Source organism: Streptomyces poriticola (assembly GCF_036689765.1).
GTDB lineage: Bacteria > Actinomycetota > Actinomycetes > Streptomycetales > Streptomycetaceae > Streptomyces > Streptomyces poriticola.
In genome coordinates, this window is record NZ_JBAGKH010000008.1 from 11,430 (window position 1) to 34,609 (window position 23,180).

The following is a 23,180-nucleotide window of genomic DNA, read 5'->3' on the forward strand; positions in this document are numbered from 1 at the left end:
TACGGCCGCCCAGAGCCCCGCTCTACCCGCAGGAGCACTGTGGCAACTGGCCGAACACACCGACCGGCGACCCGTAGCCGAGGGATTCCCGAGGCCACCGTCGCCCGGCTTCCGCTGTACCTCCGCGCCCTCACCGCGCTGTCCGAGCGCTCGGTGCCCACGGTCTCCTCGGAGGAGCTGGCCGCAGCGGCGGGCGTGAACTCCGCGAAGCTGCGCAAGGACTTCTCCTACCTCGGCTCCTACGGGACCCGCGGCGTCGGCTACGACGTCGAGTATCTCGTGTACCAGATCTCCCGTGAACTCGGCCTCACCCAGGACTGGCCGGTTGTGATCGTCGGTATCGGTAACCTCGGCGCCGCGCTCGCCAACTACGGCGGCTTCGCCTCCCGCGGTTTCCGGGTCGCCGCGCTGATCGACGCCGATCCGACGATGGCCGGAAAGCCCGTGGCCGGCATCCCGGTGCAGCACACCGACGAGCTCGAGTCGATCATCGAGGACAACGGCGTCTCGATCGGTGTGATCGCCACCCCCGCCGGCGCCGCCCAGCAGGTCTGCGACCGCCTGGTGGCCGCCGGGATCACCTCCATCCTGAACTTCGCGCCGACCGTGCTGTCCGTGCCGGACGGCGTCGACGTGCGCAAGGTCGACCTCTCCATCGAGCTGCAGATCCTCGCCTTCCACGAGCAGCGCAAGGCCGGCGAGGAGGCCGCGGCCGAGGGTGCCGTCCCGGCCGCCGCCGCGTCCCGCAAACAGTCCTCCCACGAAGGGCCCGACGGGGATGTCCCCGCCGTGATGCCGGCATGAGTCTCCTCGTCGTCGGACTGAGCCACCGCAGTGCCCCGGTCAGCGTGCTGGAGCGGGCCTCGCTGAGCCCGGACGCGCAGGTCAAGCTGTTGCATGACACGGTCGCCGCGGAACCGGCCGCCGAGGCCGCGGTACTGGCCACCTGCAACCGCATCGAGCTGTACGCGGACGTGGACAAGTTCCACGCCGGTGTCGCCGAGCTGTCCACGCTGCTCGCCCGGCACAGCGGGCTCGGCCTCGACGAGCTCACGCCCTACCTCTACGTCCACTACGAGGACCGGGCCGTGCACCACCTGTTCTCGGTGGCCTGCGGGCTGGACTCGATGGTCGTCGGCGAGGGGCAGATCCTCGGGCAGATCAAGGACTCCCTGGCCCGGGCGCAGGACCTGCACACCGCGGGCCGCCTGCTCAACGACCTGTTCCAGCAGGCGCTGCGGGTCGGCAAGCGCGCCCACTCCGAGACCGGCATCGACCGCGCCGGCCATTCCCTGGTCACCTTCGGCCTGGAGCAGCTCTCCGCCGGCGGTGACGTGACGGAGTGGGCCCACGGCAAGAGAGCCCTGGTCATCGGTGCCGGTTCGATGTCGTCGCTGGCCGCGGCCACGCTGGCGCGGTCCGGGGTCACCGAGGTGGTCGTCGCCAACCGCACCTTCGACCGCGCGCAGCGCCTCGCGGAGATCCTCACCGAGGGCGACGGCACGGACGTGGTGGCCCGCGCGGTACCGATGGATTCGGTGCCGGTCGAGCTGACACGTGCCGACGTCGCCGTCTCCTGCACCGGGGCGACCGGACTGGTCCTCACCGCCGACGAGGTCGCCGCGGCCGTGCAGCACCGCACCGGGGCGCCCCTGGAGGTGCCGGCCGCCGGGCGGGAGCCCCGTACGGCCGCCGCCCCGGCCGCCGACGTACGCGAGAGGCCGCTGCCGCCCACGAGCGTCGGCAGCGAGGACGGCTGCCCGCTGGACCTGCCGTCCGCCGCGCAGGGAGGTTTCTCCGTGCTGGGCGAGGCCGCCGTGGCCGGCATGGACGCGGCGACCCTGGAGCAGCACGCGGCCTGGGTGGCCGGCGGCACGGCCGTGGACCGCCCGCGCGGCACCGGGCGGCGTGGCGCGGAGGCGGACGCGGCGGCCGACGCCGAGCTGATCACCGTGCTCGCCGCGACCGCCGCGACGGCCGGCCGCATCCCGGAGCGGCGCCGCCCCGAGCCGGTCGCCGAGGTGTCGCGCCCCCGACCGGCCCTCTTCCTGCTCGACCTGGCGATGCCGCGTGACATCGACGCCGCCGTGCACCGGCTGGCCGGGGTGCGGCTGGTGGACATCGAGTCGCTCGCGGAGGCCTCCGCGGACGCGCCGATGGCCGCCGACGTCGACGCGGTCCGCCGCATCGTCGCCGACGAGGTCGCCGCGTTCGGCGCGGCGCAGCGGGCCGCGCACATCACGCCCACCGTCGTCGCCCTGCGCAGCATGGCCGCCGAGGTGGTGGCCGGGGAGATCGCCCGGCTGGAGGGGCGACTGCCCGGCCTCGACGACAAGCACCGCGCCGAGATCACACAGACCGTCAAGCGCGTCGTCGACAAGCTGCTGCACGCGCCGACGGTACGGGTCAAGCAGCTCGCGGCCGAGCCCGGCGGTGCCGGGTACGCGGACGCGCTGCGCACCCTGTTCGACCTCGACCCGGAGACGGTGGCCTCCGTCTCCCGGGCCGGGAACAGCACCGAGAAGAACCGAGGGCCGGCATGACTGAGAAGGCACTGAGGCTGGGGACGCGGCGGAGCAAGCTCGCCATGGCCCAGTCCGGGCAGGTGGCCGAGGCGGTGAGCCGGGTGACCGGGCGGCCCGTCGAGCTGGTCGAGATCACCACGTACGGCGATGTGTCGCGCGAGCAGCTCGCCCAGATCGGCGGCACGGGCGTGTTCGTGGCAGCGCTGCGCGAGGCACTGCTGCGGGGCGAGGTCGACTTCGCGGTTCATTCGCTCAAGGACCTGCCGACCGCGCAGCCCGACGAGCTGGTCGTGGCCGCCGTCCCCGAGCGCGAGGATCCCCGCGACGTGGTCGTCGCCCGGGACGCGCGGAAACTCACCGATCTCCCGCGCGGCGCGCGCATCGGCACCGGTGCGCCCCGGCGCATGGCGCAGTTGAACGCGTACGCCCGCGCCCACGGCCTGGAGATCGAGACGGTCCCGATCCGCGGCAACGTCGACACCCGTATCGGGTACGTCCGCAGCGGTGAGCTGGACGCCGTCGTACTGGCCGCCGCCGGACTGAACCGGATCGGCCGGATCGACGAGGTGACCGACTTCCTGTCGGTCGACACGGTTCTGCCCGCCCCCGGCCAGGGGGCACTGGCGATCGAATGCACCGCGGGCAACGCGGCGCTGATCGCCGCGCTCGGCGAGCTCGACGACCCGTTCACGCGGGCCGCCGTGACGGCCGAGCGCTCACTGCTCGCCGCCCTGGAGGCCGGCTGCAGCGCCCCCGTGGGCGCGCTGGCCGACCTTCCGTCCCGCTCGGCTCCGCTCGAGCGGGGGGACCCCCAGGCCGACAGGCAGATTGTCAAGGAAATGCGCCTGCGCGGCGTCGTCGGCACCACCGACGGCTCGACGCTGGTGCAGCTGTCCACCACCGGTCCCGTGCCCGAGACGCACGAGGCGGCACACGCTCTCGGACGTGAACTCGCCTCCGAGATGCTCGCCCAGGGCGCGGCCGGTCTGATGGGGGAGCGAGCACATTGAGCCCCACCACCCTTCCCGCCGCCGGTCCGGAACACGGGCACGTCACCTTTCTCGGTGCCGGACCCGGAGATCCGGGACTGCTGACTCTGCGCGCCGTGGAGGCGCTGGCGCACGCGGATGTCGTCGTCGCCGAGCACGAGGTGCTCGACGTGGTCCGTACGCACGCCCGGGAGGGCGTCGCCGAGGTGCACACCGACGCGGGCGAGTCCGCCTCGGGCACGCCTCAGCTGGCGGTCGTTGACAGCGCGTCAAAAACCGCTGGCGCCCCTCCGGTGAGGGATGCGGCACATCTTGTCATGGAGGCCGCGCGGGGCGGCAGGCGGGTGGTGCGTGCGGTGTCCGGTGACCCCGGGCTCGACACGTACGCCGCCGAGGAGATGCTGGCCTGCGCCGCCGCCGGAGTGCCCTTCGAGGTGGTCCCCGGTATCGCGACGGCGGTCGGCGTACCCGCGTACGCCGGTGTGCCGCTGCGCGACGCCGAGGGCACCGACGTGCGGTTCGTGGACGCCCGGACGGCGTCCGACCGCTGCTGGACGGAGGTGGGTGCTTCCGACGGCACGGTCGTCGTCTCCACCACGCTGGACTCGGTCGCCGCGGCGGCCGGTGAGCTGGTGACGGCGGGCCGCAAGCCGGACACCCCGCTCACCGTGACGGTCGCCGGTACGACCACCCGCCAGCGCACCTGGACCGCCACCCTCGGCTCCATCGCGCAGACGCTGAAGCAGGCGAAGGTGCTGCCGTCGCCGGAGGGCGCCAGGCCCGTGATAGCCGTGGTCGGTGAGCGCAGCGCCACGGCCCGGCGCGACCAGCTGTCGTGGTTCGAGTCCAAGCCGCTGTTCGGCTGGAAGGTGCTCGTCCCGCGGACGAAGGAGCAGGCGGCGTCGCTCTCCGACCAGCTTCGGTCCTACGGGGCCGTGCCGCACGAGGTACCGACCATCGCCGTCGAGCCGCCGCGCACGCCCCAGCAGATGGAGCGCGCGGTCAAGGGCCTGGTGACCGGCCGTTACGAGTGGATCGCGTTCACCTCGGTCAACGCGGTCAAGGCGGTCCGGGAGAAGTTCGAGGAGTACGGCCTGGACGCCCGCGCCTTCGCGGGGATCAAGGTCGCCGCAGTGGGCGACCAGACAGCGAACGCGCTGATCGCCTTCGGTGTGAAGCCGGACCTGGTGCCCGGCGGCGAGCAGTCGGCCGCGGGTCTGCTGGAGGACTGGCCGCCGTACGACCCGGTCTTCGACCCGATCGACCGGGTCTTCCTGCCGCGCGCCGACATCGCCACGGAGACCCTGGTCGCCGGGCTGATCGAGCTGGGCTGGGAGGTCGACGACGTCACCGCCTACCGGACCGTGCGCGCCTCGCCGCCGCCGGCCCAGACCAGGGAGGCGATCAAGGGCGGCGGCTTCGACGCCGTGCTGTTCACGTCGTCGTCGACGGTGCGGAACCTGGTCGGCATCGCGGGCAAGCCGCACAACGTGACGGTGATCGCCTGTATCGGTCCGGCGACCGCCAAGACCGCCGAGGAGCACGGACTGCGGGTGGACGTGATGGCCCCCGAGCCCTCCGTGCTCAAACTGGCGGAGGCGCTGGCCGACTTCGGCGCCAAGCGCCGGGCGGCGGCGATCGAGGCCGGGGATCCGGTGACGCGTCCGAGCGAGCGGCGCCCGGGGGCGCGGCGGAGACGTTCGACGACGACCTGACGGCCCGATGGCCTGACGACCGGGGCGGGGTGCTCTTCGCGAGCGCCCCGCCCCGCCCCTGTCCCGCCCCGTCCTGTTCGGCGGCTGCAGCCGGACGGGCCTCGCAATTGACCGCCGTTTCCTGTGAGTGATCGACTGCTCACAGGACCTCGGAGCGAACGCGTCGGCTGTCCACCGCGCAGGAGCGCCGGGAGACGGTACTGCGCACCGCCATCGGGGCGTTCGCCGACCGGGGTTGCCACGGCACCACGACCACGGAGGTCGCCAAGGCCGCCGGGATCCCCCAGGCGTATGCCTGCCGGCTGTTCCCCGACAAGGAGTCGCACTTCGTCGCGGTCGTCACGTACTGCTTCACCCGGGTGCGGCAGAGCCTGGAGGAGGGGTGGCCGGCGCCGCGGGCGGTTCGCCCGAGGAGGCTGCCGGCGATGGAGGACTCCTGCGCCCGGCTGATCCGCGACAGGGAACTGCTGCTGGTCCGGATGCGTGCGCAGGCCGCCGCACCGAGCCGGTGATCCGGGACGCGGTGCGGGCCGGCTGCGCCCGGACGGTGGGGTATGTGCGCGGCGCCTCCGGCGGGGACGAGCGGCAGGTGCAGGATTTCTTCGCCGTCGGCATGCTCTGTCATCTGCTGGTGGCGACGGCGCGCAGGACGTGGACGCGCCGTGGACCCGCACGCCGGCCGCGGGCATCCGGCACTTCCGAGGCCCGCCCGCGCCGACCGGGCGTCGGCAAAGGCACGGTTGGGACGGGCGTAGCGTAGGGGCCATGACGACGTACGGATCCTTCCCCGGCACCAGGCCCCGGCGGCTGCGGACCACCCCCGCCATGCGTCGGATGGTCGCCGAGACCCGGCTGCACCCGGCCGACCTGATCCTTCCGGCCTTCGTGCGCGAGGGCGTGAGCGAGCCGGTGCCGATCGGGGCGATGCCCGGCGTCGTGCAGCACACGCGGGACACCCTGAAGAAGGCGGCCGCGGAGGCGGTGGCGGCCGGGGTCTCCGGGATCATGCTGTTCGGCGTGCCGGAGGAGGGGAAGAAGGACGCCGCCGGTACGGCGGGCACCGACCCCGACGGGATCCTGCAGGTCGCGCTGCGCGACGTGCGCGCCGAGGTGGGCGACGACCTGCTCGTCATGTCCGACCTGTGCCTGGACGAGTTCACCGACCACGGCCACTGCGGGGTCCTCGACGCCGAGGGGCGGGTCGACAACGACGCCACGCTGGAGCGGTACGCCGAGATGGCGCAGGTGCAGGCCGACGCCGGGGCGCACGTGGTGGGACCCAGCGGGATGATGGACGGTCAGATCGGCGTCGTCCGCGACGCCCTGGACCAGATCGGCCGCGAGGACGTCGCGGTCCTCGCCTACACCGCCAAGTACGCCTCCGCCTTCTACGGGCCGTTCCGGGAAGCCGTCGGCTCCTCGCTCACCGGGGACCGGAAGACCTACCAGCAGGACCCCGCCAATGTGCGGGAGTCGATGCGGGAGCTGGCGCTGGACCTCGAGGAGGGCGCCGACATGGTGATGGTCAAGCCGGCCGGTCCGTACCTGGACATCCTGGCGCGGGTCGCGGACGCCGTGGACGTGCCGGTGGCCGCGTACCAGATCTCCGGCGAATACGCGATGATCGAGGCCGCCGCCGAGAAGGGCTGGATCGAGCGGGACCGGGCGATCCTGGAGGCGCTGACCGGCATCAAGCGGGCCGGCGCGCGGAACATCCTGACGTACTGGGCGACCGAGGCGGCGCAGAGGCTGGGCCGGTAGCCCGGCGTTCCCCGGGACACCCGGTACCGCCCCGGGTGTCCGCCCCGGTGCCTAGGACCAAGGGCGGAGCACGGTTCGGACCCGGGCAGGCGGACGGGGCAGGTACGGCGCTCATAGCGTGGGGGGCATGAGTGACACCGCGCCGACCACGCCTTTCGACCTCGACGCGTATCTCCGCCGGACCGGCTGGGAGGGAGTGCGGCGGGCCTGCCTCGACACCCTGCGGGGGCTGCAGCACGCCCATGTCCGGGCGATCCCGTTCGAGAACCTCGACCCCGTGCGCGGCAGAGCACCCTCGCTCGACCTCGCCGACCTGACGGCCAAGCTGGTGCACGCACGCCGTGGCGGCTACTGCTACGAGCACAACACCCTCTTCGCCCGGGTGCTGGAGACCCTCGGTTTCGGGGTGACCCGGCTGCTCTGCCGGGTCCAGCTGGGCGCGCACCGCCCGGAGGACCGGCCCCGCTCCCACCTGGCCCTGCAGGTCCGGGTTCCCGGCGACCCGCAGACCTATCTGTCGGACGTCGGCTTCGGCGCCGTCGGCGCGCTGCTGGAGCCGGTGCCGCTGCGGACCGGCGAGGAGTTCCCCGGCGCCGGGCGCCGCCACCGCCTGGTGCACCGGCCGCACCGGGGCCCGCTGCCGATGTGGGTGCTGGAGGCTCACGGGGCGGGGGACGGCGGCGGCTGGGAGGCGCAGTACGCCTTCACCCTGGAGCCGTTCGAGCACGCCGACGTGGAGGTCGTCAACTGGCACGTCGCGACCAGCCCGCGCTCGCCGTTCAGCCGCACCCTGTACATCCAGCGGCTCACGACGGACGCCCACCTCCTGCTGCACGGCACCGCTCTCACCGAGACCCGCACCGACGGGACGGTCACCCGGCGGGAGCTGACCGGCGAGGCGGAGATCCGCAGCGTCATCGACACCGAGCTGGACGTCGAGGTGCCGGACGGCCTGACCCTGCCGCGCTGACCGGAACGGGGGACGGGGGACGGGGGACGGGGGCGGCAGGGCTCGAGGGGAGCAGGGGCGGGCTCAGGGCTCAGGGGCTCGGCCCACGCGGGCGTCGAAGCACTCGGGTGTGCCGTCCGCCGCGGGCCGGAAGCAGGCGTGCAGGACGCTTCCGGGGCGGGTGGCGGCCATGGTGGTGTGGATGTAGGCCTGTGCGTCGAGGCTGTCCTCGATCTCCACGTCGTGGGTGGGGCCGCCCGCCGTCACCTCCAGCCGGTCACCGATACGCGTGTCCCACATCCGGGCCCAGCCCGCGCCGCACTCCCGGCTGTAGCGCAGTTCCAGCCGGGCGCCGGTGGCCGTGCGGTGTGCGGCCAGCGTGTCCGGGGCGCCGCCGCAGACCATGTGCATCGGGTTCTGGCCCTCGCAGGCGGCGCCTCGGCAGCGCGGCCCGGGAGCGGACGGCGACGCAGCCGAGGGGGCCGGCGACGAGGCCGACGACGTCCGTGATCCGCCGTCCGGGGACGTCAGCAGCAGGGCGGCCGTCGCCGCGCCTCCGGCCACCAGGGCGCACACCGACACCAGCAGCGCGGTCACCGCCGTGCCGCGGCCGCCGGCACGGCTCTCGTCCTCCCACGGCGGCGGTCCGGGGGCCGGGTCCGGCTCGGACGCCGGTGCCGGTGCCGGTGACGGCGGCGGCGCCGGTCCGGGCGTCCGGCGGGACGGCGCCCGTCCTGGCGCTGCGCGTCCGCCGTCCCGTGGTGGCGCTCCGCGCCCGCTCCACTCCGCCTCCGCGATCTCCCACAGGGCCAGACACCGCCCGTCCGGTTCCCGGGCGAGCCGGCACAGGTCCTGTACCGCGCGGCGGGGCGGCAGCGCCTTGCCGTTGAGATACCGCTCCCACGAGGACTTGCTGTACGCAGTACGCTCCGCGAGGCCCGCCAGGCTCAGTCCGGTGCTTGCCCTCAGCTCCCGGAGCACGGCCGTCAGCCGCGTCCGCTCCGGTGACGGCGGGGGTGACGTCCCGCTCATCGCCCCGTCACCCCCGCAGCGCCTTCCAGGTGTGCGGGCCCACGATGCCGTCCACCACCAGCCCGTCCCGCTGCTGGATCTGCTTGACCGCGCGCTGCGTCAGCGGCCCGAAGATCCCGTCGACCTCCCCGGGGGACAGTCCGGCCCGGCGCAGCAGGCACTGCACCTCGGCGACCTCCGGGCCCGCGTGACCGTAGGCCACGATGGCATCCCGGGTGCGGCTGTTGCCCGCGTACCAGCGCCCGTCGATCCGCTGCACGGCGCAGGTGTAGGTGACCGGCGACGACGCGGCGGAGGCCGGGCCGGGCGCCGGGGTGGTGGCCCGGGCGGCGGGCCCCGTCGCGTCCGGGCCGTCGTCGCTGCGCTGGGCGAGCAGCACGGCTGCCGGGACGGCGGCGGCCAGCACCAGGGCCGCGAGGGCCGTGCACAGCACGGTGTACCGGGGACGCCGCCGGAGACGGCCGCGCGGCGGGGGGCCGGGAGCCCCGGGTGGCTCGAGCGGTTCGGACGTCTCGGCCGCCGCGCTCTCGCGGCGGTCCGCCCGGGCCGCGGCGGCGACCTCGTGCAGGGCGAGCAGCCGGGTCGGATCGTCGCCGCCCAGCCGGGCGACGGCCTCGACGGCCTCCCGTGGCGGCAGCGTCCTGCCGCTCAGATAGCGCTCCCACGACTTGGCGCTGAACCCCGTCTTCGCCGCCAGCTGCCGCATACTGAGCCCGCTGTGGTCCTTCGCCCGGCGCAGGCGCACCACCAGCCGGCGCGTGCGCGGGTCGAGGTCCGCGGGAAGTCCCTTCCAACGCGACATGCTCCCCCCATCGCGTAGGTGTTCAAGGGCCCCCGGTCCAGAGGCCCTTCCCCCCGGTTCGCATTCTGCCCCCGCAGCCGTGGTCCCTGGCGGACGGCGGCTCCCACAGCGTGCGGAACCGGCCACCGGGGGCGTCCCGGCCGTCTCTCCGTACCGACTCGGCGGGGGGTGTCCGCGCAGGTCGGCGCGTGGGACGTCCCGCCGGTGCGTCACTTCTGCGGCAACTGTGGAGACCTGCGCCCCGGATCCCGCAGTCTCGTTGCCGAGCCGGCCGCTGCGGGCCGGCGCACCCAGACCTCGAAGGGGGAACAGCATGCACAGGACCAGGAAGTTCGCGGTCCTCGCCAGCGGCGTCGCACTGACCGGTGGCCTGCTGGCCGGAAGCGCGGGGACGGCAGGTGCGGCGCAGGCCGCGCCGGCGGCGGCGAAGGACTGCCCGTCGGGCTGGTTCTGCGTCTGGTCCGGGAAGAACTACACCGGCCGCATGCAGAAGGTCGCCGGGACCAACAAGGACCTGACCAAGTTCGTGGTCTTCCAGGGCTTCAAGTCCTGGTACAACCACGGCAGGTCCTGCGACTACCGGTGGTACAGCAGGACGAACCACCGCGGAGAGACCGGTGTCGTCTCACGGGGCAACAAGGGGACGGGCAACACGGTCTGGTACCAGAAGTCGAACACGTGGGTCAACTGCCGCTGACCCGCCCGGGACCGACCGCGTGAACCACCGCGGCCCGTCCTCCCTGCGGGGGAGAGGACGGGCCGCGGCCGTGGTCGACGCGGGTGCTCAGAGGCGCTCGGGGGTGCGGATGCCCAGCAGGGCCATGCCGCGGTGGAGCGTCCGCGCCGTCACGTCGCACAGGAAGAGGCGGTTCTCCACCTGCGCCGGCGTCTCGGCCTTCAGCACCGGGCACTTGTCGTAGAACGACGTGTACAGCGACGCCAGCTGGTACAGGTACGCCGCCAGCTTGTGCGGGGCGTACTCGGCGGCGGCCTCCGCGACCGTCTCGGCGAAGGCGTCCACGTGCAGGCCCAGGGCGCGCTCGGCGGCCGTCAGCTCCAGCTCCGGGCGCGCGGCCGGGCGCACGTCCCCGGCCTTGCGCAGGATCGACCGGATCCGGGCGTAGGCGTACTGCAGGTAGACCGAGGTGTCGCCGTTGAGCGAGACCATCTGGTCGAGGTCGAACTTGTAGTCGCGGTTGGCCGACGTGGACAGGTCCGCGTACTTCACCGCGCCGACGCCCACCTGGGTGCCGCGCTCGGCGATCTCCTCCTCGGACAGGTCCTGGGCCTTCTCCCGGACCACCGCGGAGGCCCGGTCGATGGCCTCGTCGAGCAGGTCGACCAGCTTGACCGTCTCGCCCTCACGGGTCCTGAACGGCTTGCCGTCCTTGCCGAGGACCGTGCCGAAGGCGAGCTGGACCGCCTTGACGCCCTCGTTCAGCCAGCCGGCCCGGCGCGCGGTCTCGAAGACCATCCGGAAGTGCAGCGACTGGCGGGCGTCGACCACGTACAGCAGCGAGTCGGCCTTCAGCCGGAACACCCGGTCGCGGATCGCCGACAGGTCGGTGGCCGCGTAGCCGAAGCCGCCGTCGGACTTCTGCACGATCAGCGGGACCGGATTGCCGTCCGGGCCCTTGATGTCGTCGAAGAACACGCACAGCGCGCCCTCGGAGCGGACGGCCACGCCCGACTCCTCCAGGAGGCGGCAGGTCTCGGCGAGCATCTCGTTGTAGCCGGACTCGCCGACGATGTCGGGGTCGCGGACCTCCATGTCGAGCTTCTCGAAGACGGAGAAGAAGTAGATCTTCGACTCGTCGACGAACTTCTGCCACGTGGCGAGCGTGTGCGGGTCCCCGGCCTGCAGGTCGACCACCCGGCGCCGGGCGCGCGTCTTGAAGTCCTCGTCGGTGTCGAAGACCTTGCGGGCCGCCTTGTAGAGCCGGTCGAGGTTGGACATCGCCTCCTCGCCGGAGGCCTGGAGATCCGGTCCGGCCTTGTGGTCCAGCTCGTGCGGATGCTCGTCCAGGTACTGGATGAGCATGCCGAACTGGGTGCCCCAGTCGCCGATGTGGTGGCGCCGGACGACGGTCTCGCCGGTGAACTCCAGCAGCTGCACCACCGAGTCGCCGATCACCGCGGAGCGCAGATGGCCGACGTGCATCTCCTTGGCCACGTTCGGCTGGGCGTAGTCGATCACCGTGGTGCCGGGGTGCTCGGCGTGCGGCACGCCGAGGCGGCCGGTGTCGTCCGCGTACCGCGCGGCGAGGTTCTCGATGATCGCCCGGTCGCCGACGGTGATATTGAGGAAGCCGGGGCCGGAGACCTCGATGTCCTTGATCAGATCGCCGGTGGTGACCCGGGAGACCACCTCGCCGGCCAGCTCCCGCGGGTTCGCCTTGGCCTGCTTGGCCAGCGCGAGGATGCCGTTTGCCTGGTAGTCCGCCCGGTCGCTGCGTCGCAGCAGCGGGTCCGCGCCGGCCGCCTCCGGCCGGGCGGCCGTGAGGGCGGACGTGAGCTGCTGCTGGACGGAGTCGCTGAGGGACGTGACCGAGGCCATAGGTAAGGGTGCCGTTCTCCTCGTGGGGATGGATAGCCACGGCCAGTCTCTCACGGGGGGTAAAGCGGTTTTCGCGGTCGCGCGGCCGTCTGGAATCATGGGGAGGTGGCGAAGCCGCCACGCAGCCCCGACTCCCGGAGTCCGGACGTCTCCCGGAGCCCGGACGACTCCGGGGGTCCAGACCCACTTCAGAATCAAGAGGACGTGCCGATCGTGGCTCAGAGCACCGAGACCACCGACTGGGTCTCCCGTTTCGCGGACGAGGTCATCGCCGAGTCGGAGCGCCGTGCCCCGGGCAAACCGGTCGTCGTCGCGTCCGGGCTGTCCCCGTCGGGCCCGATCCACCTGGGCAACCTGCGCGAGGTCATGACCCCGCACCTGGTCGCCGACGAGATCCGCCGCCGGGGCCACGAGGTGCGGCACCTGATCTCCTGGGACGACTACGACCGCTTCCGCAAGGTGCCGGCCGGGGTCGCGGGCGTCGACGAGTCCTGGGCCGGGCACATCGGCAAGCCGCTCACCTCCGTCCCCGCCCCGGACGGCTCCGCGCACCCCAACTGGGCCGAGCACTTCAAGGCCGCGATGGTCGAGGCGCTCGGCGAGCTGGGTGTGGAGTTCGACGGCATCAGCCAGACCGCGCAGTACACCTCCGGCGCCTATCGCGAGCAGATCCTGCACGCCATGAAGCACCGGGGCGACATCGACGCGGTGCTCGCCCAGTACCGGACCAAGCCCAGGGCCCAGGCCAAGAAGTCGCAGAAGCCGGTCGACGAGGCCGAGCTGGAGGCCGCCGAGGGCTCCGGCGCGGCGAGCGAGGACGACGGCAGCTCCGGTTCCGCCGGGTACTTCCCGTACAAGCCGTACTGCGGCAACTGCGAGAAGGACCTGACGACCGTCACCACCTACGACGACGCCTCCACCGAGCTGACCTACGGCTGCACCGGCTGCGGTTTCTCCGAGACGGTCCGGCTCAGCGAGTTCAACCGCGGCAAGCTGGTCTGGAAGGTGGACTGGCCGATGCGCTGGGCGTACGAGGGCGTGATCTTCGAGCCGAGCGGTGTCGACCACTCCTCGCCGGGCTCGTCCTTCCAGGTCGGCGGCCAGATCGTGGGGATCTTCGGCGGGGAGCGGCCGATCGGGCCGATGTACGCCTTCGTCGGTATCAGCGGCATGGCGAAGATGTCCTCGTCCAAGGGCGGGGTGCCGACGCCCGCCGACGCGCTGCGGATCATGGAGCCGCAGCTGCTGCGCTGGCTGTACGCCAGGCGCCGCCCCAACCAGTCCTTCAAGATCGCCTTCGACCAGGAGATCCAGCGGCTGTACGACGAGTGGGACCGGCTCGACGCCAAGGTCGCTGGGGGCACCTCCCGGGCATCGGGCACCGGGGGAGGGTCGGCGCTGCCCGCGGACGCGGCCGCGCACGCGCGTGCGGTGCGCACGGCGGGTGGCGAGCTGCCGCGGACGCCGCGCCCGCTGCCGTACCGGACGCTGGCCTCCGTCGCCGACATCACCGCCGGGCACGAGGACCAGGCACTGCGCATCCTCAGCGAGCTGGACCCGTCCGACCCGATCGGCTCGCTGGACGAGGCCCGGCCGCGCTATGACCGGGCCGAGGCGTGGATCAACACGTATGTGCCCGCCGACCAGCGCACCATCGTGCGCGAGGAGCCCGACACCGAGCTGCTGAAGTCGCTCGACGAAGAGGGTCGCGAGTCGCTGCGGCTGCTGCTCGACGGGCTGGCCGAGCACTGGTCGCTGGACGGGCTCACCCATCTCGTCTACGGGGTGCCCAAGGTCCGGGCGGGCTTCTCCGCCGACGCCACGCCCAAGGAGCTGCCGCCGGAGATCAAGACCGCCCAGCGGTCGTTCTTCGCGCTGCTCTACCACCTGCTCGTGGGCCGCGACACCGGCCCGCGGCTGCCCACGCTGCTGCTGGCGGTCGGGCAGGAGCGGGTGCGGACCCTGCTGGGGCAGTAGGACACACCGGCACGGGCCCCGCGGCGCCGCGTTCCTGCGCGGTTCCGCGGGCCCGGGCCGGCGGCGTGGCCCTGTCGGCGGCAGTGCCGACGGGCGGCCGGGTCAGCGGGTCAGCGCGAAACCGGCGAGCGAGACGCCGACCACGCAGACGGCGAGGAACACGTGGTGCCGGCGCGGGGCCTTGAGGTGGTCCGTGGGCTCTCCCCTGCGCCACCGCTCGAGCACCTCGCGGAACATCCTCCGCTGGGGCAGCAGGCCGAGGGTCAGACCGATGTGGGCGCAGGCGTACATGACGAGCGCCCCGGTCAGGTCGATGCCCTTCACCCGGCAGACGAGGACCAGGACCGCGCCCCCGGTGACCATGATCACCGGGTAGGCGATGCGGAACTTCCGCAGCGGTATCCAGCTGCCCAGCACACAGCTGGACAGCACGGTGGCCGCCGCGGCCAGTAGCCAAAGCCACCCGATGGGTACGGACGTGAGCATGAGGGGTGCCCTTCTGTGCCGGGGTGCTCTCCTTGCGCCGGAGTGCCCTTCTGTGGCGGAGTGCCCTGCTGCGCCGGGATGTCCTTCTGTACCGGGGAGACCGGCGCCCTGCTACCACGGGGGACCGGCGCGGTGAGCCGGTCCCCTCCGGCCGGACCAGCGGTCGGCCGTCATCCGGTGGTCACCGGACGGTCACCCGAAAAGGGAGGACAGCGTACCGGTGATGGGCGAGATGATGTCGCTGCCCAGCTGGGTGGCCCGCCTGGCGATGGGCGACACCACGCCGTCCAGCGTGTGCCCGATCCACTTGGACTGGCCGAACGTGAGCAGGCCCAGGCTGGTTCCGACCAGGGAGCCCGCGAACTGGGAGCTGTCGAAGCCGTACTCGATGCCCGTGAACAGCGTGCTGAGCGCCGCCGACCCCACCGAGACCCAGCCGAGGACGCCCGCCGCGGCGGCGACGGCCGGTGCGAAGGGGCCGGTCCACGGCGCGGCGAAGGCGAGGGCCGCGGCGAGGAACCCGGAGCCGATGCTGATCCAGTTGAACGCGTCGGCGTAGAACTTGGCGTCGTTCCACCACTCGTCCTTGTCGCCCTCGCTGCCACCGGAGTTGGTCCGGTCGTGCGTCGGGCTGTCGGCCGGGTTCCGCCCCTCGTCCTTGGCCTTCTGGGCTTCCTCGGCGGCCTTGCGCGCGGCCTCCGCAGCCTCCGCCCTGCGCTTCTCCCCCTCGATGCGGCGGGCGTCGCCGGCCGCCGCCGCGGCCGCGTCCGCGTCCTTGCCCGCGGCGACGGCGGCCTGGCGCGCGCTGTTCGCCGAGGCCTGCGCGCTGTAGGAGGAGCGCAGGGCGCTGCGTGCCGAGTCGATGGCCCGGTTGGCCGAGTAGTTGGCGGCCCGGGCCGCCTTGCGAGCCGTCTGGGCCGCGCTCTTCGCCCGGTCCGCGGAGGCCTGGGCGGCCTGGGCGGACGCGTCGGCGTCGTCGGCGTTCTGCCTGGCCTGGGCGGCGTAGGTGTCGGCCTGCTCCGAGGAGGCGAGCGCCTTGTCCGCCCACTCCTGGGCCTCCTCCGCCGCGTCGCGTGCCTCCGCGGCCGCCTTGGACGCGAGCTGCGCGTCCTCCTGCGCCTTGCAGGCGATCTTCGCGGCCGCGGCGATCGCGCCCCGGATCGCGGCGATGTGGGTGGCCGAGTCGTGGTCGAGCCGGGCCGCCTTGTGCTGGACGACGGAGACGAAGTTCCGGCGCATCCACGTCGGGCCCTCCAGGGCCACCTCCGCGTACGCCTTGGTGTACATGCCCCCGGAGTTGAGCAGCGCCGCGGTGGCGACCCCGTCGTCGTCCCGGACGGCGTCGGGGTGCGCGTGCTCGAAGAAGTCCCGCAGCGCCTGGGGGGTGTTCGCGTCGAGCGCGGCGTTGGCGGCGGCCTTGACGGCGGGGCCGGGATCGGCGGCGAGGATGCCGGCGATGCTGACCCGGTAGTCCTCGGCCGCGGCCGCGAGCAGCCCGTCGGCCAGGAAGGCCTTCACCGCTCCGGCGGTCTGGCTGGTCAGCGCCGTATGGACGGCGTTGCCGACGTTGGCGGGGCCCACCTCCGCGAGATGCAGGGCCGTCTCCCGGTCGTCCTGGTCCTCGGCGAGGGCGCGGTCGGCGTCGATCCAGGCGTGGATGTCGGCATCCGTGCCGGCCAGTGCGAACTGGGCGGCCTCCCGCGCCCAGGCGCCCTTGGCGGCCGCCATGCCCATGGCCGCCTTGCGGCCCAGGGTGGCGGCCAGCGCGAGGTCACCGTCCGCCAGCGCGGTCTCGGCGGCGGCGATCTGGTCCTTGAGGGCCTGTGCGGTCTGCTCGTCCTGCGTGCGCAGGTTGGCGAGTGCGGCCCGCTCCTCCGCCTCCATCCGGGCGAGCAGCCTGGCCTCCTCCAGGCCGTCCTTCTTGTCCTCCTCCAGGCGCGCCGCCTCCGCGTCCCGGGCGGCCTGTTCCACCGCCTGGGCGTCCTCGACGGCCTTGGTCGCGGTGTTGGCGGCCTTGATCGCCTCCTCGGCGTGCGCCCTGGACCTGTTGGCGTAGTCGATGGCCTGACCCGCGTACTCGAATGCCTCCTCGGCCGCGTCGGCGGCCTTGTCGGCATGTGCCGCGGCGGAGTTGGCGGCGTCGCGTGCGGTGCGCGCGGCGGACGCGGCGTTGTTGGCCAGGGCCTGTGCGGTGGAGGCGGCGTTGGTGGCGCGGTTCGCTGCGTTGTTCGCGATCTCGGCCTGGCGCTTGGCCTCGGCGGCCTCGGACTGGGCGACGCCCGCCGCGGTGGCGGCCTGTGCGGAGGCGTTGGCGGCGGAGGCGGCGTTGCGGGCCGCGGACGCGGCGGCGGAACCGGCACCGGCCGCCTGTGCGGCCGCGGTGGCCGCGTAGTCGGCGGCCGTGGCCGCGGTACGGGCCCGGTCCGCGCCGTTGCGCGCCGCGATGGCGGCGTTCTTGGCCGCCTGTGCCTTGGAGGCGTCCTTGGAGGCGGCGATGGCCGCGTTGTACGCACGAGCCGCGGCGTTGCCCGCGGTGGCGGCGGCCTGTGCGGCGGCGGTCGCGGCGAACGAGGCGCGGCGTGAGGCCGCGACCGCCGTCCGGGAGGCGCTGATGGCGTTGCGGGCGGCCTTGGCGGCGCCCTTCGCGGCGCTCGCGGCTCTGCGGGCCGCCGCACCGGACTTCGCCACGTCGTCCTTGGCCGCCTCGGCCTCGGCGGCGGCCTTCTCGGCGGCCTCCTTCGCCTTCTCGGCGGCGGTCCTGGCCCGTTCGGAGGCCTCGACGGCGAGGTCGGTCTCCGCCTGGGCGCGCTTGCCCTCGCGCTCCACGACGGCGACGAGTTCCTCGATCGTCGCCGCCTCCTGGTCGCGGGCGCGTGCGATGTGCTGCCCGGTGTCCAGGAACCACTCCACTTCCTGGCGGTTGCCGCTGAGCGCGCGGTCCGCGTACTTCTGCACCTCCGAGCCGCCGGACATCAGCATGGAGGCGGTCTCCACCCGCTGGTCCTCCTCGCGGGCGGTGAACCGGCCCTCGGACAGGAACTCCGCGAGTGCCTGCTCGGTACCGGCGTCCAGTGCCGCGGACGCCTCGCGCCTGACCCCCTTGCCGCCGGTGGCCGAGACGGTGGCCGTGGCCACCTGCAGGTCCTCGAGCAGGCCCGACCTGAAGCCCCCGTCGAGGAAGGCGGCCACCGCGCTGTCCCCGCCGTCCAGCGCCGCGGACGCCTCACGCCGCAGCCCCACCCCGGATCTGGCGAGATAGCTCGCCACCGCGACGCGGTTGTCCTCCGCCGCCACCTTCGCCAGCGTCGAGGTGAGGAACGTCTGTATGTCCGCGTCCGTGCCGTACAGTGCCTCCGCCGCGGCTGCCTTGGTCGCCCTGCCACCGGTCAGCCATGCCTTGACCACCTGCGCCCGCTGGGTGTCCGGCAGCGTGAACGGGTTGGGCGGATCGTCCGTCGTCGCCGCCGCGGCACGGGCCGGCAGGGCCGGGCCACCGGGCGCGGCGGCGACGGCCGTGACGGCGGCGAGGGTGCCGAGCAGGCGTCGCCGGCTCCAGAACACTGTCTCCATAGGGATGTCGTCCTCCAGGTGAGTGCCGTGCGGAAACCAGGTGGGTGCCGTGCGGAAACGGCACACGGCGGAAAGCTGTCGTGACGCGACGACGCCCTAGCCATTCATATTTCTCAAGGACCGTCAATTGCCGGTGCACAAAGGGAAGTCGACCCGAACCGGTGGTGTGTGAAACTGCATGACGGATCATCACGAGCTCTTCACGTCGCTCGCTACAACCTTTCGGAGGGGTGACGGGAGTCACATCACGAGGTGAACGTACGTCCAGATTCGGCCGGTTGGCGAAGTGGACAGGTCGTAGGGAGGCGGATTGCATGGGAAGGCGGGTGGCTCGCGGACACGTGCAAGCCGCCCCTCCCTTGCGCGTTACGGCGATGCGGAAACCCTCGTCGGACGGTTTCGTCGCCGTGGGTTTTCCGCTGGCCCGACGCCCCACGGAACGACGACTCTTGGAGCGCGATGAAGGCCGTTGCAGAACCCTCGGAATTTCGCGGGAACAAGCCCGGGAAGAGATTCCTCGTGCGCACCGTCGCCGCCGCGGCGGCGGGCGGCGCCCTGGCCTGGGCGGCCCTTTCGGGCGTGCTCGGCGGTGCCGCCGACGCCCGGTCAGGCGCCGCGTCGACGGTCGCCGAGGCCGCGCCCGGCTACGCGGTCGAGGACTTCAACTACCCCGACGCGGACCGGATCCTGGCGGAGCAGAACATCCTGCTCAAGCGCGGTGACGGCCACATCACGCTGGTGGACTGCGCCGGCGGCACCGGCTATATCGAGGTCCTGGCACGGCGGCACTCCGGCAAGGTGTGCTTCAAGGTCGTGGGCGACTCCGGCTGGCTGACCCTGGAGATCCCGGCGGTCTTCTCCATGAAGGGCAACGACTACGACACGCAGGTCGACATGACCGTCGGTGCCGAGGAGAAGTCCTTCGACCTGGAGAAGAACACCTGGACCGCCGTCGGCGAGAGCGCGGACGAACAGGACCGCGAGCACATGCTCGTGGAGATCCGCTCCGCCAAGTAGCCGTCGCACAGCAGGAACAGAGGACACCACCTTCATGCATTCCACCAGACGCCTTCGCCTCACCGCGCTCGGCGCGACCCTGGCGGCCGGACCGCTCGCGCTGTCCGTGACGCCCGCCGCCGCCGTGACCGGCCCCGCCGCCCCGTCCGGCGACACCACCCACGCCTACGCCGCCCAGCTGATCGTCGGCAACCACGACCGCGGCTGCTCCGGTGTCCTGGTCGACGCCGAGTGGCTGCTCACCGCGGCCAGCTGCTTCGCCGAGGACCCGGCCGCGAGCCTGACGGTCCCCGCCGGCAAGCCCGAGCTGAAGACCACCGCGACGATCGGCCGCTCCGACCTGACCGGCACCGCCGGCGCCGTCCGCGAGGTCGTCGAGCTGGTGCCGCGCACCGACCGCGACGTGGTCCTGGCCCGGCTCAACCGCCCCGTCACCGACGTCGCCCCCGTCGCCCTGGCCGGCGCCGCACCCGCCGCGGGCGAGGAGCTCAAGCTCGCCGGTTACGGCCGGACGGCGACCGAGTGGGCGCCGCTGAACCTGCACACCGGCGCCTTTGCGGTGGACGCCGCCGACGCCACCACCGCGACGGTCACCGGCAAGGACGGCGCCGCCGCGTGCATGGGCGACACCGGCGGCCCGCTGGTCCGCACCGACGGCGGCACCCACCAGCTCGTCGCCCTCGCCAGCCGTTCCTACCAGGGCGGCTGCCTCGGCATCGACGAGACCGAGACCCGCACCGGCGGCATCGCCGCCCGCGTGGACGACCTGGCCTCCTGGGTGGCGTCCAGGACCGGCGCCCACCGCGTCACCGACTTCAACTGCGACGGTGCCGAGGACATCGCCATCGCCGACCCCGAGGCGGCCGTCGGCGGTGACGCCGGCGCCGGTCTGGTCCGGATCGTCTACGGCGGCGGCAAGGGCACCGCCGAGATCAGCCAGGACCTGGACTGGGTGCGCGGCGGCTCCGAGCCGAACGACAACTTCGGCGAGTCCCTGGACACCGTCGACTGGGACGAGGACGGCTGCACCGACCTGGCCGTCGGCGTCCCCGGCGAGAACATCGGCGGGGGTACCGACGCCGGCATGGTCGAGATCCTGCACGGCGCCCCGGGCGGCCTGGGCACCGGCGCGGTCAAGGACACCCACTTCGAGCAGGGCAAGGGCAACGGCTCCATATCCGCCTCCGCCTCCGAGTCCGGCGACCGCATGGGCCACGCCCTGGCGGCCGGCACCACCGCGGCCGGCAAGCCGTTCCTGGTGATCGGCGTGCCCGGCGAGGCCCTCGGCTCGGTCGCCGACGCCGGCCAGGCGTTCTACGTGCACGGCACGACCAACGTCTCCGTCCACCAGGACAAGCTGGACGTGCCCGGCGCGGTGGAGGCGGGCGACCGCTTCGGCACCGTGGTGGCGGCCGACGCCAACCACATCGCCATCAGCGCCCCCGACGAGGCCATCGGCGCCGACAACGGCGCGGGCAACCTCGCGGTCTTCTCGCACCGGCTGAACTCCGAGAACCGGCCCACCCCGCTGTTCGGCCTGGACCAGGACCTGGACACCGTCTCCGGCGGTGCCGAGCCCGGTGACGCCTTCGGCGCCTCCCTCGCCCTCGCCCCCTACCGGCCCTCCGGCGCGGCGGCGGCCACCGACTCCTACCTCGCGGTCGGTACCCCGGGCGAGGACCTGACCGTCGGCGGCGCGAACAAGACCGACACCGGCAGCGTCCTGCTCTTCCGCGTCACCGCCGCCGGCACCTACACCCAGACCGGCAGCATGTCCTCCGGCACCGGCGACGACGACATCTCCGGCACCTCGGAGTCCGGCGACCGCTTCGGCACCACCCTCACCGCGATCAACACCGCCCCCCGCGCGGTGAGCACCGCGGCGACCATGAAGGTGGCCGTCGGCATCCCGGACGAGGCGATCGGCTCGGAGTCCAGGTCCGGCGCCGTGCACGTCTTCTCGTTCCTGGGCAACCCCGGCGACCACGACAAGTGGATCGAGCCCGGTGACGGCGACGGCATCCCCGGCAACCCGGGCGCCGGCGAGCGCCTCGGCGCCAGCCTGCACTTCACCGGCACCCACCTCTACGTCGGCATGCCCTACGGTCCCAGCGCCCACGGCACGCTGTACGCCCTGCCGATGGACAACGTGACCCTCGGGGTGCCCCCGGCCGCGGTCACCGCCTACCAGCCCGGCCAGGGTGGTCTTCCCGCGAGCGGGGTCCGCTTCGGCCACGCGGCCCGCTAGGCGCTCCGCTGGAGGCGCCGCGATGTGCCGTCGCTCGTCCGCGGCGCCGTCGTGGCTGGTCGCGCAGTCCCCGCGCCTCTTCACTGGTCGCGCAGTCCCCGCGCCTCTTCGGGGCGCTGCCGAACCGCAGCGGGCTTCGCCCGACCTGCTTGGAGCCGCCCGCACCGACGAAGGGGGCGCCCGGTACCCACCGGGCGCCCCCTTCGCCGTACCCGGCGCACCTTGTCAGGCGATGTGGTCCTCCTCCAGCTCCGCGTTGTAGCGGTTGGTGAAACGGTTGACCATGCGCTTGGCCTCGTCGGGCTGCAGCCCGATGCTGAACTCGGCCTCGACGTTCTCGCCGAACTCCCGCGGTGTCGGATAGCTGCCGTTGATCGACTGTTTGAACACCTGGTAGTACGAGTCCTCGTCCGGCTCCGTGGCCGCCGTGGCACCGCCCTCGCCCAGTTCCCGGGTGCGGCCCGGACCCACCGGTATGGGGAAGCTGCCGGTGTCCTCCGAAGAGGGCGGCGGCACGTCCTGCGGCGCAGGCTCCTCCTCGAACTGGTCCCGGTACTGCTCGGCCTGCTGCTGCTCCGCGTACCACTGCGCGTACTGCTCGGCCGGGTCGTACGTGGGGTCGTAACCGCCCTGGTACGCGACCTGGCGCGGGGTGTTGAACCACGGGCTCTCCTCCGGCCCGGCCTCCTCCGGCCGCGGCTCCCGGTCGGCCCGCCCGGGCCCCTCCGGACCGGGAGCGCCGCGCACGAGCTCGGGGCGCGGCTCGGCCGCCGTGGCCGCGGCCGTCGACGTCCCGGCGGCGTACTCCCGCTGTGCCGGGCCCTCCTGCTCCACCGCCGGCGGGAGCAGCGCCGGCTCGATGCCGGCCGCCGCCAGCCCCGCCGGGGCGGTCTCGGCCAGCGGCACACCGTAGCGGGCCAGCCGCAGCGGCATCAGCGACTCCACCGGGGCCTTGCGCCGCCAGGCACGGCCGAAGCGCGAGCGCAGCCGGGCCTGATAGACCAGCCGGTCCTGCTCCAGCTTGATGACCTGGTCGTAGGAGCGCAGCTCCCACAGCTTCATCCGGCGCCACAGCAGGAACGTCGGTATCGGGGACAGCAACCAGCGGGTGAGCCGCACGCCCTCCATGTGCTTGTCCGCCGTGATGTCGGCGATCCGCCCGATCGCGTGCCGGGCGGCCTCCACGGACACCACGAACAGGATCGGGATCACCCCGTGCATGCCCACGCCCAAGGGATCGGGCCAGGCCGCCGCGCCGTTGAACGCGATCGTCGCCGCCGTCAGCAGCCACGCCGTCTGACGCAGCAGCGGGAACGGGATCCGGATCCAGGTCAGCAGCAGATCCAGGGCGAGCAGGACGCAGATCCCGGCGTCGATACCGATCGGGAAGACGTAACTGAAGTCCCCGAAGCCCTTCTTGAGGGCCAGCTCACGGACGGCCGCGTACGACCCCGCGAAGCCGATGCCCGCGATGATGACGGCACCGAAGACGACCACGCCGATGAGAACGCGGTGCATCCGTGTCAGCTTCAGTGGCGCGGCCACCCGTACT

17 protein-coding genes are annotated in these 23,180 nt (G+C 73.2%); 11 read left to right on the forward strand and 6 right to left on the reverse strand.

The features are described from left to right. Window positions 1-39: 39 nt before the first annotated feature. The 7 genes from V5O46_RS14475 to V5O46_RS14505 all read left to right on the forward strand — a co-directional run bounded on the left by V5O46_RS14475 (window position 40) and on the right by V5O46_RS14505 (window position 7,960). On the forward strand, window positions 40-804 hold the full coding sequence (locus tag V5O46_RS14475) for a redox-sensing transcriptional repressor Rex (RefSeq protein ID WP_332884995.1): 765 nt from the start codon (window positions 40-42) through the stop codon (window positions 802-804). After that, entirely contained in the window at window positions 801-2,543 is a 1,743-nt protein-coding gene (locus V5O46_RS14480; protein ID WP_332884996.1) for a glutamyl-tRNA reductase, read from the forward strand. Before V5O46_RS14475 ends, V5O46_RS14480 begins: the two co-directional genes overlap by 4 nt. Beyond that, window positions 2,540-3,535, forward strand: a complete 996-nt coding sequence (gene hemC, locus V5O46_RS14485) for a hydroxymethylbilane synthase (protein ID WP_332884997.1) — start codon at window positions 2,540-2,542, stop codon at window positions 3,533-3,535. Before V5O46_RS14480 ends, hemC begins: the two co-directional genes overlap by 4 nt. Further along, window positions 3,532-5,229, forward strand: a complete 1,698-nt coding sequence (locus tag V5O46_RS14490) for a bifunctional uroporphyrinogen-III C-methyltransferase/uroporphyrinogen-III synthase (protein WP_332884998.1) — start codon at window positions 3,532-3,534, stop codon at window positions 5,227-5,229. Before hemC ends, V5O46_RS14490 begins: the two co-directional genes overlap by 4 nt. 212 nt (window positions 5,230-5,441) lie before the next feature. Next, entirely contained in the window at window positions 5,442-5,741 is a 300-nt protein-coding gene (locus V5O46_RS14495; RefSeq protein ID WP_332885125.1) for a TetR/AcrR family transcriptional regulator, read from the forward strand. A gap of 253 nt (window positions 5,742-5,994) precedes the next feature. After that, window positions 5,995-6,990 (forward strand): porphobilinogen synthase, encoded by a 996-nt coding sequence (gene hemB, locus V5O46_RS14500; RefSeq protein ID WP_332884999.1) that lies wholly within the window; start codon window positions 5,995-5,997, stop codon window positions 6,988-6,990. Between the two features lie 127 nt (window positions 6,991-7,117). Further along, window positions 7,118-7,960: an arylamine N-acetyltransferase family protein gene (locus V5O46_RS14505; RefSeq protein WP_332885000.1), complete on the forward strand. Its 843-nt coding sequence runs from the start codon at window positions 7,118-7,120 to the stop codon at window positions 7,958-7,960. 63 nt (window positions 7,961-8,023) lie between these two features. On the opposite strand, the gene V5O46_RS14510 is transcribed toward V5O46_RS14505, so the two are convergent. Both V5O46_RS14510 and V5O46_RS14515 read right to left on the reverse strand, forming a co-directional pair. Next, window positions 8,024-8,971 carry a helix-turn-helix domain-containing protein gene (locus V5O46_RS14510; protein ID WP_332885001.1) on the reverse strand — a complete coding sequence of 316 codons (948 nt, stop codon included), beginning with the start codon at window positions 8,969-8,971 and terminating at the stop codon, window positions 8,024-8,026. A 7-nt stretch (window positions 8,972-8,978) separates the two neighbouring features. Continuing rightward, window positions 8,979-9,773, reverse strand: coding sequence for a peptidoglycan-binding protein (locus V5O46_RS14515; protein WP_332885002.1), 795 nt, complete (start codon window positions 9,771-9,773; stop codon window positions 8,979-8,981). Window positions 9,774-10,086: 313 nt separating this feature from the next. On the opposite strand from V5O46_RS14515, the gene V5O46_RS14520 reads away from it, so the two are divergent. After that, the gene (locus V5O46_RS14520) at window positions 10,087-10,470 is read left to right on the forward strand and encodes a peptidase inhibitor family I36 protein (protein ID WP_332885003.1); all 384 of its coding nucleotides are present in this window, start codon (window positions 10,087-10,089) and stop codon (window positions 10,468-10,470) included. Between the two features lie 87 nt (window positions 10,471-10,557). Here V5O46_RS14520 and argS read toward each other — a convergent pair whose 3' ends face one another. Continuing rightward, window positions 10,558-12,330 (reverse strand): arginine--tRNA ligase, encoded by a 1,773-nt coding sequence (gene argS / locus V5O46_RS14525; protein WP_332885004.1) that lies wholly within the window; start codon window positions 12,328-12,330, stop codon window positions 10,558-10,560. A gap of 204 nt (window positions 12,331-12,534) precedes the next feature. On the opposite strand from argS, the gene lysS reads away from it, so the two are divergent. Beyond that, entirely contained in the window at window positions 12,535-14,307 is a 1,773-nt protein-coding gene (gene lysS / locus V5O46_RS14530) for a lysine--tRNA ligase (RefSeq protein ID WP_332885005.1), read from the forward strand. A 102-nt stretch (window positions 14,308-14,409) separates the two neighbouring features. Here lysS and V5O46_RS14535 read toward each other — a convergent pair whose 3' ends face one another. Further along, a complete protein-coding gene (locus tag V5O46_RS14535; RefSeq protein WP_332885006.1) occupies window positions 14,410-14,793 on the reverse strand; it encodes a hypothetical protein in 384 nt (127 codons plus the stop codon). Window positions 14,794-14,985: 192 nt separating this feature from the next. Then, on the reverse strand, window positions 14,986-18,363 hold the full coding sequence (locus V5O46_RS14540) for an ALF repeat-containing protein (RefSeq protein ID WP_332885007.1): 3,378 nt from the start codon (window positions 18,361-18,363) through the stop codon (window positions 14,986-14,988). A 519-nt stretch (window positions 18,364-18,882) separates the two neighbouring features. Between V5O46_RS14540 and V5O46_RS14545 the strand changes: the two genes are divergently transcribed. Both V5O46_RS14545 and V5O46_RS14550 read left to right on the forward strand, forming a co-directional pair. Then, window positions 18,883-19,380, forward strand: coding sequence for a hypothetical protein (locus V5O46_RS14545; protein WP_332885008.1), 498 nt, complete (start codon window positions 18,883-18,885; stop codon window positions 19,378-19,380). 34 nt (window positions 19,381-19,414) lie between these two features. Next, window positions 19,415-21,628: a S1 family peptidase gene (locus tag V5O46_RS14550; protein WP_332885009.1), complete on the forward strand. Its 2,214-nt coding sequence runs from the start codon at window positions 19,415-19,417 to the stop codon at window positions 21,626-21,628. A 225-nt stretch (window positions 21,629-21,853) separates the two neighbouring features. Here the strand turns inward: V5O46_RS14550 and V5O46_RS14555 are convergent, their stop codons facing one another. Then, entirely contained in the window at window positions 21,854-23,173 is a 1,320-nt protein-coding gene (locus V5O46_RS14555) for a DUF2637 domain-containing protein (RefSeq protein ID WP_332885010.1), read from the reverse strand. Window positions 23,174-23,180: the final 7 nt, after the last annotated feature.